The organism is Flagellimonas aurea (genome assembly GCF_017313785.1).
GTDB lineage: Bacteria > Bacteroidota > Bacteroidia > Flavobacteriales > Flavobacteriaceae > Flagellimonas > Flagellimonas aurea.
Genome location: NZ_JAFLNL010000008.1, coordinates 38,211 through 55,945 on the forward strand (window position 1 = coordinate 38,211; position 17,735 = coordinate 55,945).

The following is a 17,735-nucleotide window of genomic DNA, read 5'->3' on the forward strand; positions in this document are numbered from 1 at the left end:
TCCTCACTATTCCAATGTAACATCCAAGTAAACCGAATGGCGTCCGTATGTTTCATAGAATGGTTTAAAAACAACTCCATCAATGGTATACTCCAGTGTTTTTGGGTTTCCTTTGATAGTACTGCCTATATTATTGGCATCCAAGGTTACTTTTCGCCAATCGTTTCGTGGTTCGGGTTCTTGGGCAACCAAAAGTACCGGACCATAAAAAAGGCTTGCAATGTTTTGTTGGTCCATTACTGGGTCTAAATGAAATTGGAAGGGCATCCTGATGTCCACAACATCACCATTGCTCCATTTTCGGCTCAGGGTAGTGTAGGAACCGGGGTCTGCTTTTATCTTCTGCTCTTTACCATTAACTTTTACATAAAATCCCTTGGTTGCCCACTGTGGAACACGTATGTTCAAATCAAACTTTCCTTTGCCTTTAATTATTAACTGGGTGTTATCCGCTTTAGGAAAATCCGTTTTTTGCTCTATGGTAATGTTCTTCTCCGTCCACTGCAGTGTTGAAGGCACAAAAAGGTTTACATATAGTGCGCTATTGTCCTTGTTCTTAAAATAAATGGAGTTTTGAAGCTTAGTGCTACTTTCCAAGGCCGTACCATTACAACAAGTGAATCCCGTCATATCAGCATTACCAAATCTTTTGACGGAACCTGGCCGCAATGGCACATGGTAGGTGTTTGCCGGGCTGTCCTCAGCTACCGATGCCAAGATATGGTTGTACAGGCCACGCTCGTAATAATCCATGAGCTCCGTCCGCTGGTCGAACAAGAATAAGTTTTTAGTCAGCTTCAACATATTGTATGTAGCACAGGTTTCATTTTGTCCTCCTGAAGAAAAACCATTTTCGTACAACGTAGCAGGCTGGCCGATGAAACATTCCGCATTCGTGGGATTCCTTGCTCCGGCCATGCCCCCAATACTATACATATAATCATGCTTTGCCTTGTACCAGAAATTTTCGGCTACGCGGTAGTATTCCGGGGATTCGGAATCGCGATAGATTTCAAGCGCCCCCATGATCTGTGGTATATGCTGGTTGGCATGCAATCCTCGGAAGGAATCGACATTTTTGGCCAATCCGTGGGAATGCTCCGCATCTCCAAAAAACATTTTGATGTTGTCAAACAGTTGTGCAACTTTGAGGTATCTCGGTTCATCGGTAATCCTATCCAATCGGGCCATGGCCTCGTTCATCCCACCGAATTCTCCGGCAATATAGCTGTTCCACATACTGATCAATGTATCGGTGGGCAATAGGCTCAAACGGGCATACACCCAATCTCCCATTCCCTTGGCCACTTCCAAAGCTTTCTTGTTTCCACTGACCTCGTAGATATCCATTAAACCTGCCAATATTTTATGCAGGGTGTAATATGGAGCCCAAACTTGAGTTGGCTGCGTACCGTAGGATGCACCGTTTTCCAGCATAATGAACTGGTCCGGCGGATAGGCACTTATAAATCCTTCTCCCCAATTCCAATAATCGGTTCGAATACCGTTTTCGCTCAAATCCGAGTCATAGGTGGATTTTCCGGGTCCATATGGCACCTTAGTAGGGTCCGATTCATGCTCTCCACCAACCTTAGTAGGCTTTCCTGACATTTGGGATAGTTTATATAGTACTTCTACCATATAATCCATTTTATTGGCAAAATTGGCCTGCAGTTCCTCATCGTAACCAGTACTTGCATACGCCTGGGCTATGGCCGTTAAATAATGGCCCGTGGCATGACCTCTTAACTTTGTTTCTTGGCTATCCCAAACACCCAATGGTTTGGCACCTTCGGGCTGGTCTTGTCCAAAGGCATTCCGGAACATGTACAAAAAGGAGTCCGGGTTGGTCTCTGCCAATGTATTGATAAACTTATCCCTGTTTTCTATAAACTTTGTCTGTTGACCATGAGTATCCGAATCCAATCTTACTTGATCTAATCCAAATACTTCCAGTGTCATATCGGGCGTTTTCACACCCTGTTTTGCCTTTACGGTAATTTTTGCCTTGGGCTTAAAATCTGTGCCTGGAACTTTGCCCGTGACTTCATAACTCCCTGCTTTGGTTACCTCGCTGTTATCTGTCGGAGAAGGCCATAGAACCCTGACCTCAGGTCCATTGATTCCATCACGATATGTTCCTTTGACATGGCGTGGCAATCTGGGCAAGAAGCCCAGTTCCGTTTCTACCTCAACATCGGACACTCCGGTCAGGAACTCATTGTATAATTGAGGAATATCGGAAGAAAATTTTGGCAGGTTGTCTTCGGGTTTTTCTCGTCTTACCACAGCATCCCCACCTTTGAGAGCAATATATCGAATCCCTGAAACCTGCTTTTCGCTCAGGGGTATTCTATACAACCTAAAATCGTGGATCTTTGCTTTGAGGTAAGGATTTCCCGATACAATCGACTTTCCTAAATAGAGTAAATTCTCATGGGTGAACAAATCCTCCAATTCTATTTCCACATTTTCAGTCTTTCCAGCTTCCTGTCCATTGATAAAAACACTCATGGACTTTGATGGAATGTCAAAGACCAAAGCTACATGAAACCATTGGTCCGTTTCAATCTCCACATCTGTGGAAAGCACCTCATATTCTGATTTGCCATCCAATATGACCTGAGCTTGGAACCCTTCTTGTTCTTTGGTTCCGAATGGGGCAACAAAAAAATGCGTCCTATTGTCTTTTCCAAAATCAAAAAGAAGCTGTCCCGGTTCCTTCGACTGAAAATTCACCCAGGTTGCAATACTGATGGATTCCTCGTTTTGCACAGATTCACCCGGAATGGAGATATAGGATTTACCGTCACCTGGGAGTGAAAGTACTTTTTTAAATTGCTCATCATCTTTAAAATCCACTTCGCCGTAAGCCCTTGCGTGCAAATTATTCCTAGACCAATCTTTGACATCTCCATCAAAAATATATCTGGCAATCATTCCGGTCTCCCCAATTCCATCCAAAATCTGGTTACCACTCTGTGCGTGCACCAAACTCATTTGGGCAGTGAATAGAAAAAATACTGCACCGACAAAAAACTTACTTACATTCATAATAACTCGTTTACTCCTATAATTTTATTGACCTATGGTTCAACGTTGTTTTTCTAATTGTAGATTTCCTCCCATGAGGGCGGGTCGACATCCATCAAATGTTTTACAAAAAAGTCCTTGCGCTTCCTCTCACCAAATTCCCCGCCAGAGGAATGTCCCATGCCGGGTATGGTGACAAGTTCAAAATCTTTATTGGCCTTGATCAATGCATTGGCAAATTGCATGGTGCTGGCGGGGTCTACGTTATCATCCACTTCTCCTAGTATCAACATTAAATCACCACCCATTTGACCTGCATTTTCAACATTGGAGCACTCAGCATAATGTGGCCCTATGGGATAGCCCATAAACTGCTCGTTCCACCAAATCTTATCCATTCTATTGTCGTGGCACCCGCAGGAAGATACTGCCACATCATAAAAATCAGAATTGAAGACCAATGCTGCAGCTGCATTTTGGCCTCCTGCCGAGGTCCCAAAAATCCCAACGTTTTCAGCATCCATATACGGATATTTTTTGGCAGCTTCGCGTATCCAAATTTTTCTATCCGGAAAGCCTCCATCTTTGAGGTTTTTCCAGCACACATCGTGAAAAGCCTTTGAGCGGTTGGAAGTCCCCATACCGTCTATCTGTACCACAATGAATCCCAGTTCCGCCAAAGATGACATGGACCAGTAGTATGACCTAAAATCCTTGGGAACAAATGAACTGTGAGGCCCTGCATAAATATATTCGATTACAGGATATGTTTTGTTCGGGTCAAAGGAAGTCGGCCTTATGATGACTCCCCAGATATCGGTAACGCCGTCCCTGCCTTTGGACGTAAAAACCTCGGGGGCTATCCACCCCTCCTGCAATAATGCGGAATGGTCGGCCTTTTGCAATTGCATTAAGGTCTTGGCATTTTTTGAAGATTTTAAAAGCGTTACTGGTGGGGCATCCACCCTGGAGTACTGATCTACATAATATTCATAGTCTTCTGAGAAAGTAAGCTGATGGTTCCCGTTTTCTTTGGTGAATCGGGTCAGATTCCTGCCATCAAAACCTACTTTGAAATAATGAAGGAAATAGGGGTCCTGTCCTTTATCCATCCCACTGGCCGTAAAGTACACCTCTCTATTCTCTTCATCCACATGAATGACATTTCGAACTACCCATTCTCCTTTGGTAAGTTGCCTCTTTACTTTTCCCGTTTCTCCATCGTACAAATAGATATGGTTCCATCCATCCCTTTCCGATGTCCATATAATTTCCTTTCCATCATCAATATCGTACCTGTACTTTTTGCCGTTATAGTCAATGAAGGTTTTGCTAACCTCATTTACCAGCACTTTTACCGCTCCAGTAATTGCATCAACCGCTATTACTTTATAGGCCTGATGACCTCGTTGATTATATTCAAAGGTAAAGGCACTGCTATCTTCTCTCCATTCTATGTTGTTGAGCCCGAATTGATGGCCAAACTCATCGGTAGGAACTTGGATATGTTTTTTTTCGCCGATTAAAAATAATTGTGGACTTTTAAATGGAAGCTCATCCCCTGGCTTTAAATAATCCCTTGATTGTAATTTAGGCTGGAACTGATCCTCTGGACTGGATTCCACAAAGTATATTTTACGTTCATCTCCTGGACGCACCTTGTATGCCATGATTTTTTTCCCATCAGGTGACCATTTTATGTACGTGGAATAGAAAAAACCCGGAGCGCCATCATAACTCAACCGGGTTTCTTCATCTGTCGAGGTGTTTTTGATATATAGGTTGTGATTTTTGATAAACGCCAACATGGTGGAATCGGGAGACATAACTGGCGGATTATTGGTCTCATCGAACCTGCTGCCCCAATAGCCCCAATCTCTTTTTGGGTCTTCAGTTTTTGACTCTACAATTGTTAATTCCTGCTGATTGGGATTAAAGGAAACTATCTTTTCATCAAAAGTAAATTTCAACTCTGCCATATCGAAATCAAATTCCAGTTCGCTGATGTCTACATGATTGGCATCTATATCTTTCTCAAACTTTTCGGACAGCAATTTGGCCAGTACAGCATGGTCAAAACATTTTTCTTGTGTTTTTTCCGAGGGATTTACCCAGAGGTATTCTTTTCCATCTGGAGTATTGTTCACATACCAGAGAAGGTTATTTTTTTGCCAATGAAAATTTTTAGGCGAGTTTGTGACCTTGTCCCTAAACAAAGAATCCAGCGAAATCGCCTTTTGATATTCCGCTAAAGTTCCTTGGGCAAATGATGTACCGAAATTTACAAGTATAAAAAATACACTTATTTTTTTGACAAAAGATTCCATAGTTTAAATAAGTCTAAAACTATTGATAATCTCTGGTTGTATATCGATTCAAATTACCAGATACTTATACTATATTACCCTTAACGCCCTCGCTAGCTTATAAAAAAGGGATTATTTGACTAAGGCCGTCCTTCTTATCTGGAAAACATAAAGAGTAACGCGATTTTAGCGAAACCTTTCCGGTGAGAGCGGGGCGACGTCCATCAGTGGTCTTGAGCCATTCACTTCTTGAGACACCAGCTTTCCTGTTATTGGCCCCAGGCTCCACCCCATCATAGCATGACCTGAAGCTATAGTCAGGTTATTATATTTTGCGGTTTTGCCAATAAACGGCAATCCATCCGGTGATACCGGCCTCAGTCCAGAGGTAGCGCAATCTTGTTCTTCTGGAAGTATGGTAAAATCTTTATAGTGTGCCTTAACGGCATTGGCCAAAGCCGCTACACGTTCTTTTTTGATGGTTTCGTTATTGCCGGAAAACTCCATCGTACCCGCAAACCGGGTAAAGCCATCCATCGGGGTAATAGCCATTCTAGCATCCACCAAAATAGTGGGCAAGGTTATTCCCGTTGGCCTCCTAACATCCATACTGTAGCCCTTGCCGCCTTGGATAGGAATTTTAAGTCCCATTGTTTTCGCTAGTTTTGATGTCCAGCTCCCACTGGCCAATACGAACTCATCAGCCTCATAATTGCTATCCCGAGTCCTCAAGGAGACTATTTGCTTCCCCTTTATGGTAACGTTTTCAACCTTTTGCCCCAACTTAAAATCTACTCCATGTTCCTGTAGCCAAGTTTTTAGTTCCTCCATAAAATGATTGGGCGTCATATGGGCATCACACTTGTAATGAACGGCTCCCTTTACTTGGTCGGATAGTACAGGTTGTACTTTTCGTAAATCTTCTTGTGATAGTATGGAAACCTCCAAACCTTCCTTTATGGCTTTTTCGGCCACCTGATGCTCCTCCTTTTCAGATTTTTCGCTACAATATGCCATTAAGACCCCTTTTCTTTCATAATGAAAATCAAATTCATGGGAGGCCAATAATTCTTCATAAAGTGCCCTACTTTTCAAATTGAGTTCTTTGAGCACGGGCAATGCTCTTTCAAGATTGGAAACTGCTGCAGACTTTTTAAATAATAGTGCCCATTTGAAGAAATCCATATCCCATCTGGGCTTCATATAAAATGGGCTGGAACTATTGAGCATCCATTTAAGGCCTTGGGTGATTATCCCCGGAGCGGCCAACGGAACAAAATGACTTGGTGTAATATATCCTGCATTGATATACGATGTTCCACTATCCATATTGGTTTGGTCCAAAATGGTGACCTTATGCCCGTCTTTCACCAAATAATATGCACTACAAAGCCCGGAGATTCCTCCCCCTACAACAATTACTTTCTTCATCTTGAAAAATTGATTTACAGTACTTGGAACCCATGGGCGTATGGGTCATCGTCATCTATAATGATATTATTATAGCCTGTTACCTGTGCCCACCCCTGTATACTTGGCACAATGGCTTTTTTACCCGCCAAGGTGGTCTCCTGCTCTATCCTTCCGATAAACTTGCTCCCAATAAAACTTTCATGAATAAAGTTCTCGTTCGCTCCCAACTTTCCTTTGGTATATAATTGTGCCATACGAGCCGAGGTTCCCGTACCGCATGGGGAGCGATCTATGGCCTTATCCCCGTAAAAAACTGCATTTCTTCCCGAAGATGTTGGGTCCAAAGGGTCTCCAGTCCAAAGCATATGGCTCACATCCCTGATAGTAGGATCCTCGGGATGCACAAACATGTCAGGATACTTTTCATTGATACGCTTCCGCACCACTTGGGAATAATGTATGATTTGGCCAGCGGTAAAATTATGTACACCCATAAAGTTTTCTTGGGGATCCACGATTGCGTAGTAGTTTCCACCATAAGCCACATCAAATGTGATTTGTCCCAGTTCCGGGCATTCTACAGTCAAATTTTCAGCGGCCAAGTATGATTTTACATTGACCAGTTTTACCCAATCCACTTTTTTGCCCGTTTGGCGATACTCAATCTCTACCAGGCCTGCTGGAGCTTCCATTTTAATTTTTCCCGGTACTTTGGGAACAATCAATCCCTCCTCTATTGCTACGGTAATGGTACCGATGGTTCCATGTCCGCACATGGGCAAACAGCCTGAGGTTTCAATAAAAAGTATTGCAAAATCATTATCCGGATTATGCGGCGGAAGCAAAATGCTCCCGCTCATCATATCGTGTCCACGGGGCTCGAACATCAATCCTTTTCTGATCCAATCAAAATCCTTGAGAAAATGCTGTCTTTTTTCACTCATATTCGCCCCGATCAAGTTGGGGCCTCCACCTGCCACTACGCGTACGGGGTTGCCACAGGTATGTGCATCAACACAAAAAAAAGTTTTTCTTGCCACTAGCGCTCTTTAAAAACCATCTTATTTTTATTTTCTATCCCTTGAGGTGTTCTGGCAACAACGACTGCGGAAAGGATTGATAGCTAACCGGTCTGACCCATCTATTAATGGCATGCACACCAACTGCGGTAAACCTAGAATCCGTAGATGCCGGGTAGGGTCCTCCGTGCTGCATGGACGGACACACTTCCACACCTGTGGGAACACCGTTATATATGATTCTACCCACTCTATTCTGCAAAGCATCCACTACCTCTATCAAATTGATGGTATCATTATCCTCTGCGATAAGTGTACCTGTCAACTGCCCTTCCAATCCTTCGATTATTTGAAGGAGTTCGGCATCATCCTTACATTGTACCACTAACGAAAATGGGCCAAAAACTTCTTGGTGCAATTTTGGATTGGCCAAAAATTCACTGCCTGAAATCGTTGCAATCGCTGAAGCTGCATAATTTGGTTCCAAATCAGCATCTACTTTACCTACTACTTCAACCCCAGATTGGGATGTTACATCAGCTTCTTTTTTCTCGTAGCCGCTCTTAATGTTCGGGTGCAGCATGCATTGCGGGTCCAACGCAATCGTTTCTTTCGCCAACTCGGCTATAAAATCTTCTGTATTATCATTCTTTATGGTCAATAGCAGGCCTGGATTGGTACAAAATTGGCCAGTTCCCAACGTGATAGATCCTGCGTAAGTCTTTGCAATCTCTCCTCCTCTTTGGGATATGGCGTCCGGAGTTATGATTACCGGATTGATACTTCCCATTTCTGCAAATACAGGGATTGGCTCTTCTCTTTTTGCAGCGATATCGAACAATGCCCTTCCACCTGTAATACTACCTGTGAAGCCCACTGCTTTGACCTTGGGATGGTTTACCAAATCCACTCCTGCCTGAACCCTTCCGTTAATGCTGGAAAACACTCCTTTGGGCATGCCTGTTTTCTCTACTGCCTTTACAATGGCAGAAGCCACCAATTCGGATGTACCTGCGTGCATTGGATGGGATTTAACGATAACTGGGCAACCGGCTGCCAGTGCACTTGCCGTATCCCCACCGGCCGTTGAATAGGCCAATGGGAAGTTACTTGCTCCAAATACAGCCACGGGACCCAAAGGAATCATTGTTTTTCTCAAGTCCTCCTTGGGCAAAGGTTTTCTATCCGGCTCGGCCGCATCAAATGTATTCCCTCTCCAATCCTCAGTTTCCACCAGTTTTGCAAAGGTGCGTAATTGGTTCATGGTTCTCCCACGCTCTCCAATCGCCCTACCTTCGGGAAGTCCTGATTCCATGGTATAGGCATCAATCAACTCTTGGTCCAATGCCAAAATCTCATCGGCAATGGCGTTAAGAAAATCTGCCCTTTGCTTACCGGGCACATTTCTATATACTTTAAAGGCTTCCCATGAGGCATCTACGGCCTTTTCAATTTCTTCCTTTGTTACTTCTACAAAAGTTGTGGGGTTTTCCTTGTTCAGTTTAGGGTTGATGGTCTTGAACTCAACCCCTCCATTTGCACTAAATTCTCCTGCGATACAGTTTTTGCCTGTAATCATACTACACTTTTTAGGTTTTTATATTCTGGAAGCTTTGGTCTGTTTTTCATGGCTTCCTCAATAACCTTGAGCACCCGCTCCCTTTCTTTTCCTTGCAAGGGCAATCTTGGGGCCCTAACATTCTCTGTTCCAATTCCTGTGGCCACTTCGGCCAATTTTATGTTCTGTACCAATTGGGGGCTTATATCCAGTTCCAGCAATGGCATAAACCATTTATATATTGACAGGGCCTCGTTTATTCTACCCGCCTTGACCAATTCATAAATGGCCACGGTTTCCGCTGGGTAGGCGCAAACCAAACCTGCCACCCATCCATCGGCTCCTATTACCAGACTTTCAAGTCCCAAAGTATCAACACCTGTGAATACCTTGAACCTATCGCCAAAACGATTTTTTAAACGTATTACATTGGTGATGTCCCGTGTTGATTCCTTGACGGCTTGGATGTTATCACATTCTGACAACTCTTCCATCATATCCAAAGTTACCTCAATTTTATAATCTACCGGATTATTGTAAATCATTATGGGTAAAGATGTACTGTTTGCGATGGCTTTAAAGTACACAACGGTTTCGTGGTCGGTTGCCTTGTAGCGCATTGGAGGCAAAAGCATTAGCCCTTGTGCCCCTACTTTTTCTGCGTGCCGGGCCACTTCCATGGCTTCTTTGGTGCTTTGCTCCGCGATGTTGATAATAACTGGAACTTTACCCTGAACTATCTTTAATGAGGTTTTTATCAAGGTCTCTTTTTCCTCTTTGGTAAGTGTACTTGCCTCACCCAAAGTACCTCCAAGTATTATTCCTTGTACACCGGCATCCAGTTGTGCGTTAATATTTTTCTCAAACATGGCAAGGTCCAATTCGTCCTCGCTTGTGAATTTTGTGGTTACAGCGGGCATAACCCCTTCCCAATGTATCATAATGCTATATATTTTGATTACAAAAATAGATGACTGAATTTCAAGGATAAGCTTCATTATTAACGAATACTGATACTATATTAACCCAAATATTGGTTCAGGTCAATATTATGATGATATTCGCATAAAAAAGTAGTGAAAGTTCTTCCGTTTAAAATTCCGAAACCCAAAGATGAGGCCTTGGTCTATCAAGTAGACCGGGAGCGGGTTTTTTATGACCAACTTCACCAACATGCAGAAATACAGATAAGTTATATTGCCAAAGGTGCAGGATCCTTGATCGTAGGCGACTCCATTAGTGATTACAAGGAAGGTGACATCTTGGTCATAGGAGGTTATGTTCCGCATGCTTTTAAGAGCGATGTCTCCTTTTCTCCAAAATCGATTATGTACACTCTTTTTTTTGACATCAATTCTTTTGGAAAAGAGTTTTTCCGCATTACGGACCTTGCATCCACAAAGGAATTCTTCAAAAAATCGGAACTTGGAATGCGGGTCATATCCAATAAAGACATCATTATTGGAGAGTTCAACAAACTAAAGACCCAAAATAAAATAGAGCAAATAGCCACTCTGTTGGTCATTATAAACCGTATAACACAATCCCAAACAACACCCCTCTCCTCATTTGTTTACCGCAAGTCTTTTTCCGATGATGAGGGCAAGCGTATGAACGATGTTTTTAAATATGCCATGGACCGCTACCACGAGCCTATCAGTTTAGATGAAATAGCCGATGTGGCCAATATGAGCAAAAATGCTTTTTGCCGGTATTTTAAAAAACGGACAAACAAGACTTTTTTTCAGTTTCTTATTGAGATTCGAATAGAAAATGCCTGTAAGCTTATTCTAGGAAGTCCAGAACTGGCTATTTCATTGATCTCCGATCAATGCGGATTTAACAACATTGCCAACTTTAACAGAAAATTCAAGGAATTGAAAGGATGTTCTCCCACCCAGTTCCGGGCACAATTTTAAAATCCATATCGATATAAAAAAAAACGGATGGGAAATCCCATCCGCTTATGCACTAAATAACAAACTCAAAACAATTACAACAATTTGTTTTATCGTTTACACCTTTTCCTTAGTAGCCAGGATTCTGGCGCAGGTTTGTGTTGGTGTTAAGTTCTTCCAAGCCTATGGGAAATAGGATTGTGTAGTCTCCTTGAGGGGTATGGTTATACCAATTTTTTGTCTGGTACACGCCAAATCGAATCATATCGGTTCTTCTACGTGCTTCTGCAGCAAATTCCCATCCCAATTCGTCCAAAAAGCGGCCGTATGGTACAGCAGATTGGTCTCCTGGTTCATCTATGGTACCATCTTCGGCCAACGTTCCATACTCCACAGTGGTATCCCCTTCAAGTTCAGTTCCTGTAACGGTGGCCTCGGCAGGGTCTTCAAAAGAACGTAAACGAACCTGCGTTACTATGGTAGCTGCTTCATCGGCACGATTGGTTCTTAGGAGAGCTTCGGCCTTCATCATAAGTACATCTGTATACCTCAGAAAAGGGAAGTCAACGCTGAGTCCTGCTGTGGCTCCGGATTCTATTTCGTATTTACCACATCTAAAACCGTCTGTAAATTCGCAATCATAAATACTTGGCATTTCCTTTCTTAGGGTCATTACCACACTACCGTCGGAAGCGTTCAATTGGTCTCCCATCAACCAGGTATCCGCCAAACGTTTATCATTGGCATCATAACTATCTATAAATTGGGGATTACAGCTAGACCCTCCCCAAGGTTGTGCCTGCATATCAAAAACCAATCTATGGTCTGGCAACAGCATTTTCATGTGAGCATTCCAGTCGCCAGCAAATATTTGATCGTAAGGTATGGCGAACACCATTTCTGGGTTTCCTTGGTTCTCTGTACTAAAGATATCGGAATAATTTGACGACAGCTCAAAAGCCCCGCTGGATATAATTTCATCACATGCATCGATAACATTGTCCCACTGGGCGGTTCCCGTATATACCTCGGCATTTAAATACACACGTGCCAGAACATGATAAGCTGCCCACTTTGTCATACGACCATAGGTCGATTGATCTACGACCTCGGTAAGGTTGGGTATAACCTCTGTCAGCTCAGAAACAATAAAGTTGTACACTTCTGAACGTGAACTCTGTACCGGAAGTTCATCACTATAACTTGCTATAATGGGAACGTTGCCATGGGTATCCACCAACATAGAATAGTACAATGCCCTTAAGGCTCTCATTTCTGAAATAATGGCAGATGCCTGCTCTTCGCTCACCGGTAGTTCTCCAGATTCCACTTGTAGAATTACCCTATTGGCACTATTGATTCCATTGAAACAGGTTATCCATGTGTTTCTTGGTTGCCATTGGGTCTCTGTCCATTCATGAAAGTGCATTCTTTTGTATGTACCCCCATCATCCCAACCATTGGGTCGTGTTGGAGTCACGAACATATCGCCGGGCTCTTCCTGCAAATCAAAATATCCTTGCCAACCCATTACAAATCGCATTGGCGTGTAAGCGGATGCCATAACGGAAATGATATCGGATTCCGAAGGCACAAAAGAGGATTCTGTCACTTCCGAGAACACTTCTTCCTCCAAGTCAGTACAGGCTATTGGCAAGAGCAATAAACTTGCCAGGAGCGTCAAAATTTTTGGTCTAAGTGAATTCACTTTGTTCAATATATTTTTCATGATATTTTTTTTAGAATGTGAAGTTGATTCCCAATGTAAATGTTCTGATAGAGGGATATTTATCCCTGTTATCATTTCCTGGAACAATTCCATCGTTAGGAGTACGGTTTCTATTTACTTCTGGGTCTATCCCCTTATATCCCGTAATAGTCGCCAAGTTCAGTCCTGATGCATAAATACGGAAGCTTTGGGCAAACTTGATGGCATCCTTGGGCAGTGTGTATCCCAAGGTAACGTTGTCTATCTTTAAGAAATCCCCGTCTTCTACATAGTAGCTCACAAATCGTTGTACATCTTGCAGGACAGCTTTTCCATATACCATATCATAAGCGGAGTCCAATGTATTGTAACTGATGGTTGGATTTTCGTAGAACATTCTGGAAAAGTTCAATATTTGATAATCCAATGCTCCTCTTAAATTTACCATCAAGTCCCAGTTTTTATACTTAACCGTGTTGTTCCAGCTATAGTAGGTTTTTGGCAAACCGTTGCCCAGTACTTGTCTATCGTCGGTCGTGGCCTCGGTTGCAGGAACAAGTGTGCCATCAGGACGTTCTATGACCCAAATACCGTCTTCGGTAATATCCACACTTTTTAGTCCAAAGAAATTACCAATTGGTTGTCCCTCTTGAATTCTATGAGTTTCGATTTGAATAGGCTCGCCCGTATATCCCTCATCAAAGAAATCATTGGTCAATTGGAACTCGCCGTTGGACAATGACACTACTTCGTTTGTATTCGTGGAATAGGTAAGATTAGCGGTCCATTCAAAATTGTCGGTTTGAAAAGGGGTAACGTTCAATAGAAATTCCAGACCTGTATTTTTAATCTGAGCTACGTTCGCAGCTATCTCTCCATAAAAATAGGGAGGTGTCGGTACGCTATAATTCAGCAGTGCATCTTTTGTGGTTCTGTTATAATAATCTACGGAACCATTGATACGGCCATCTAACACTCCAAAATCCAACCCAAGATTAAACTCTTCCTTTTTCTCCCAACGCAGGTTTGGATTTGCGTTACGTGACGGTACCAGTTCTCTTACCCATTGGCCATTGTTCAAGAAATAATCTCCATACTTTAGTCCACTCAAAGCTTGGTAATTAGCTCCTGCATTGATTCCTGTGATACCAAAACCTGTTCTTAACTTAAGATTGGACAACCAATCCCAGTTATCCGCGAAAGATTCCTGATCTACGCGCCAACCTAATGAAATACCAGGAAAATTACCCCATTTGTTATCTTCTCCAAATCTGGAAGATCCTTCACGGCGCATACTTGCCATCAATAGGTAACGGTCATCGTAGTTATAGGTGACCCTTGAGAAAAAGGCGATCAACTTATCAGAATACTTTTCGCTGTACATACCGGCTTCACCCAATTGCAGTCCCTGACCACTACCTATATTGTTATAAGTAAAACCGTCTGTTGGAAAACGGCGGTTTGTGGCCCAAAAGCCTTCACTTGTATTATCTTCATAATTGTAACCTACCAAACCTGTTACTTTGTGTTTTCCGAAGCTATTGTCGTAATCCACAGTAAACTGGCCATAGTTACCTACATAATCATCGGTTCCCCTTGATGCAAAGCCTTCTTGGCCGTTTTTAGTAGTGGAAACATGGTTCTTTGTCTCGTAAAAACCTCTGATATTTGAATTTCCTTTACGCGTATACAGTCCTTTGATCGTAACATGGTCCCCAAAGTCGTAGCTTAAGGAAAAATCGAACCTTGTATTCCTGTACCTGTTCTGACCAATGGTTTCCTGTATATAGGCAACAGGGTTGTCGTAGAAATACACATCTCTCTCGTACCAGGTACCATCTTCGTTGTAAACAGGCTCTGTCGGATTTCTTATCAGGGCCTGTCTGTATATGTACGGGTTAAAGCTTGCTCCATCGCCCAAGGCATTAAAGGTCTGTTCGCTCAATATTACACCAACATTTGCTTTCAATCGGTTGTCGAACATGGCATGGTTCACACTTACTCTTGCCGTATGTCTCTTGTTATCAGATTTTAGAAAAATCCCTTCAAGATCCCTATAGTTTAGGGATGCTGTCATATTGGAAGTTGAATTACCTGCCCTAAAAATAAGATTATGAACTTGACTGTAGGCATCGCGGGTAATTTGGTCGACCCAATCGGTATCAGACCCAAAATCCTGAATATTGGCTCCATTAAAGGTGTAGCCTTCATTGAATTTTTGCCTCAATTCTCCAGCGTCCAAAAAGTCCAACCTATCCGCAATTGTAGATAAGGAAGCATAGCCGTTATACTCAATGGTCGGTTTCATATCGGCGCTACCTTTTTTTGTGGTAATGATGATTACACCATTGGTACCACGTGTACCATAAATAGCTGTCGCCGAACCATCTTTTAATACATCTATGGATTCAATGTCCTCTGGTGCCACGGTATTTAAACTTCCGGGAACTCCATCAACCAAAACCAATGGGTTAGACCCACCCGTTAAAGAGGAGAAACCCCTTAAGTTGATTTGCGTTCCTTCCGTGGGGTCGCCCGAAGGTGCCGAAACGGACAGACCGGCCACCTTACCTTGAATAAGTTGCGCCGCATCCTTTACATTTCCCTGTACAAAGTCTTCAGACTTTACAGTTGCCACAGAACTGGTTACATCGGCACGTTTTTGCGTACCGTAACCAATTACAACTACTTCCGAGAGCTGTTGAAGATCCTCCTTGAGTACCACATTAATTGTGGATTTTCCTTGTACGGGAATTTCCTGACTTACAAAACCTAAATAAGAAAATACCAACACCGCATCGGATTGCGAGGTGGTAATCTCATAATTTCCATCAAAATCGGTAGCCGTACCGTTGGCGGTATTCTTTTCCAACACCGCAGCTCCTGCAATGGGTATCCCTTGCTCATCTGTAATGTTACCTGTAACCGTCTGTTGAGAAAACCCAGCTTGCGCCACAAAAACGCAAAACAAGGAAAGTACAAGCTGCTTTTTAAGACAATTGGTCCCTAGACATTCTTTAAATAAAAAGTTAGCCAATTTCATAATACATGTTAATTAGTTGAGTTATTTTTTCCTGTAAAAACCATTGCTCAGCATCGTTAATATTGATTTAAAGATTAATAAGCGTTAATTTTACACTTGTAAATGTAAACTTATGGCTCAGAAGATTTCTGGAAATATTATCCGGTTTTGATATTATGTTGACCAATCAGCCCTGTTATTTTTATTTAACGTGACTTAATTCTATCAATTCGTTAAAACCGAAAGTAATTTCACTTATTTATGTAAGTAAATTTCTGTTACATAAAACTAGGGCGGCATTAGTTCAAAATCGTACCAACTTTATCCAAACCAATTCTAGGTATGTTGTTTGTATAGACTGATCAAGTGCTCATAAAACCCTAACTTTAGGTGCAATTTTTTTAGACTTGTACACCATCATCGACATAGAGACCACGGGAAACGGAATCAAAGGCAACAAGATTACCGAGATTTCCATTTTTAAATATGATAGCGGACAGATCGTGGACGAGTTTACGTCCTTGGTCAACCCTGAAAGTCCCATTCCCTATTTTATTACAGGGCTTACGGGAATCGATGATCACATGGTGCAAAATGCACCAACGTTTAAGGAGATTGCCCAAAACGTTTTACGCATTACCGAGGGATGCATTTTTGTGGCCCACTCCGTTAATTTTGATTATGGGGTCATTAAAGAAGAGTTCCGACAAATCGGGGTGGATTTCATCCGTAAAAAACTTTGTACCGTACGTTTATCGAGAAAGTTGATACCTGGACTGCGTTCCTATAGTTTGGGCAAACTGTGTTCTGCCGTGAACATTCCTTTGGTGGACAGGCACCGTGCCCGCGGAGATGCCCATGCCACGGTTCTTCTGTTCGAAAAGCTTTTGGAAAATCCTGAATCGGAAGAGGTCTTTAAAAAGTTTTTGAATGCCCGAAGTCAAGAAGCCACCCTTCCTCCACATTTGCCCAAAGCTGTTTTCGATAAGATTCCGCAAAAACCTGGCATCTATTATTTTATGAACCAAAAAGGAGAAATTATTTATGTGGGCAAGGCCATCAACCTAAAAAAACGGGTGTTGGGGCATTTTTATGACAAGAGCCGCAAGGAGATTCAAATGTGCAGCGAGACAGCCAATATCGATTTTAAACTGGCAGGCAGCGAACTGGTAGCTCTATTGATGGAATCCGCAGAAATAAAAAGGTTGTTCCCGCCCTACAACCGTGCGCAAAAAAGACCAGGCAAGCAATACGCCATTTTTGCCTACGAGGACCGAAATGGCATTACACATTTGGCCTATAACACGAGTAAAGGGGCTCCAAGTCCTTTAAAAGTGTTCCATAATCAAACCGAATGCCGAGCATATCTGGAAGAAGTATGCAAAAAATTTTCGCTATGCCCCAAGTATTGCCATCTACAGCAAACAACCTCCGCCTGCTCCCATCATGAAATCAATACCTGCGAAGGAATTTGCAGGGGCGATGAGTCTCCCGAGGATTATAACCAAAAAGTGGACGAGGCCATAGCCCACATGAAAATGTTGTCCTCCGAAGTCAAAATCATCAAGGAAAAAGGCAGGGCCGAAAACGAAAGTGCCGTGGTTTTAATTGCGGACGGCATCTACAAAGGTTTTGGTTTTATAGATACGGACATTCAAATATCCTCCATTGACGATATTGAGGCCTTTATCACCCCGCAGAAACATACTTTGGAAACAGAAAGTATTCTTACCCAATATTTTTTGAAGCACAGCAAGAGTCAAGTGCTTGCTTCGTAA

Annotated in this window: 10 protein-coding genes; 2 read left to right on the forward strand and 8 right to left on the reverse strand. The window is 42.6% G+C overall.

Going from position 1 to position 17,735, the window contains the following annotated elements; genetic code table 11:
• Positions 1-6: 6 nt before the first annotated feature.
• The 6 genes from J0656_RS13825 to J0656_RS13850 form a co-directional block, all read right to left on the reverse strand.
• Positions 7-3,054: a beta-L-arabinofuranosidase domain-containing protein gene (locus J0656_RS13825; protein WP_207034904.1), complete on the reverse strand. Its 3,048-nt coding sequence runs from the start codon at positions 3,052-3,054 to the stop codon at positions 7-9.
• 53 nt (positions 3,055-3,107) lie between these two features.
• Positions 3,108-5,360: a S9 family peptidase gene (locus J0656_RS13830; RefSeq protein WP_207034906.1), complete on the reverse strand. Its 2,253-nt coding sequence runs from the start codon at positions 5,358-5,360 to the stop codon at positions 3,108-3,110.
• A gap of 165 nt (positions 5,361-5,525) precedes the next feature.
• Complete coding sequence (locus J0656_RS13835) at positions 5,526-6,770, reverse strand: NAD(P)/FAD-dependent oxidoreductase (RefSeq protein ID WP_207034908.1); 1,245 nt, start codon at positions 6,768-6,770, stop codon at positions 5,526-5,528.
• A gap of 14 nt (positions 6,771-6,784) precedes the next feature.
• The gene (locus tag J0656_RS13840; RefSeq protein WP_207034911.1) at positions 6,785-7,792 is read right to left on the reverse strand and encodes a 4-hydroxyproline epimerase; all 1,008 of its coding nucleotides are present in this window, start codon (positions 7,790-7,792) and stop codon (positions 6,785-6,787) included.
• Positions 7,793-7,826: 34 nt separating this feature from the next.
• Complete coding sequence (locus tag J0656_RS13845) at positions 7,827-9,350, reverse strand: aldehyde dehydrogenase (NADP(+)) (protein WP_207034913.1); 1,524 nt, start codon at positions 9,348-9,350, stop codon at positions 7,827-7,829.
• The gene (locus J0656_RS13850; protein WP_207034916.1) at positions 9,347-10,270 is read right to left on the reverse strand and encodes a dihydrodipicolinate synthase family protein; all 924 of its coding nucleotides are present in this window, start codon (positions 10,268-10,270) and stop codon (positions 9,347-9,349) included. The genes J0656_RS13845 and J0656_RS13850 overlap by 4 nt, the downstream gene beginning before the upstream one ends.
• A 135-nt stretch (positions 10,271-10,405) precedes the next feature.
• Here J0656_RS13850 and J0656_RS13855 point away from each other — a divergent pair, with 135 nt between their 5' ends.
• Positions 10,406-11,248, forward strand: a complete 843-nt coding sequence (locus J0656_RS13855) for an AraC family transcriptional regulator (RefSeq protein WP_207034918.1) — start codon at positions 10,406-10,408, stop codon at positions 11,246-11,248.
• A gap of 109 nt (positions 11,249-11,357) precedes the next feature.
• Here the strand turns inward: J0656_RS13855 and J0656_RS13860 are convergent, their stop codons facing one another.
• Together J0656_RS13860 and J0656_RS13865 are read right to left on the reverse strand one after the other, a co-directional pair.
• On the reverse strand, positions 11,358-12,956 hold the full coding sequence (locus J0656_RS13860; protein ID WP_207034920.1) for a RagB/SusD family nutrient uptake outer membrane protein: 1,599 nt from the start codon (positions 12,954-12,956) through the stop codon (positions 11,358-11,360).
• 10 nt (positions 12,957-12,966) lie between these two features.
• On the reverse strand, positions 12,967-15,978 hold the full coding sequence (locus tag J0656_RS13865) for a SusC/RagA family TonB-linked outer membrane protein (RefSeq protein ID WP_207034921.1): 3,012 nt from the start codon (positions 15,976-15,978) through the stop codon (positions 12,967-12,969).
• A 386-nt stretch (positions 15,979-16,364) separates the two neighbouring features.
• Between J0656_RS13865 and J0656_RS13870 the strand changes: the two genes are divergently transcribed.
• A complete protein-coding gene (locus tag J0656_RS13870; RefSeq protein ID WP_207034923.1) occupies positions 16,365-17,735 on the forward strand; it encodes an exonuclease domain-containing protein in 1,371 nt (456 codons plus the stop codon).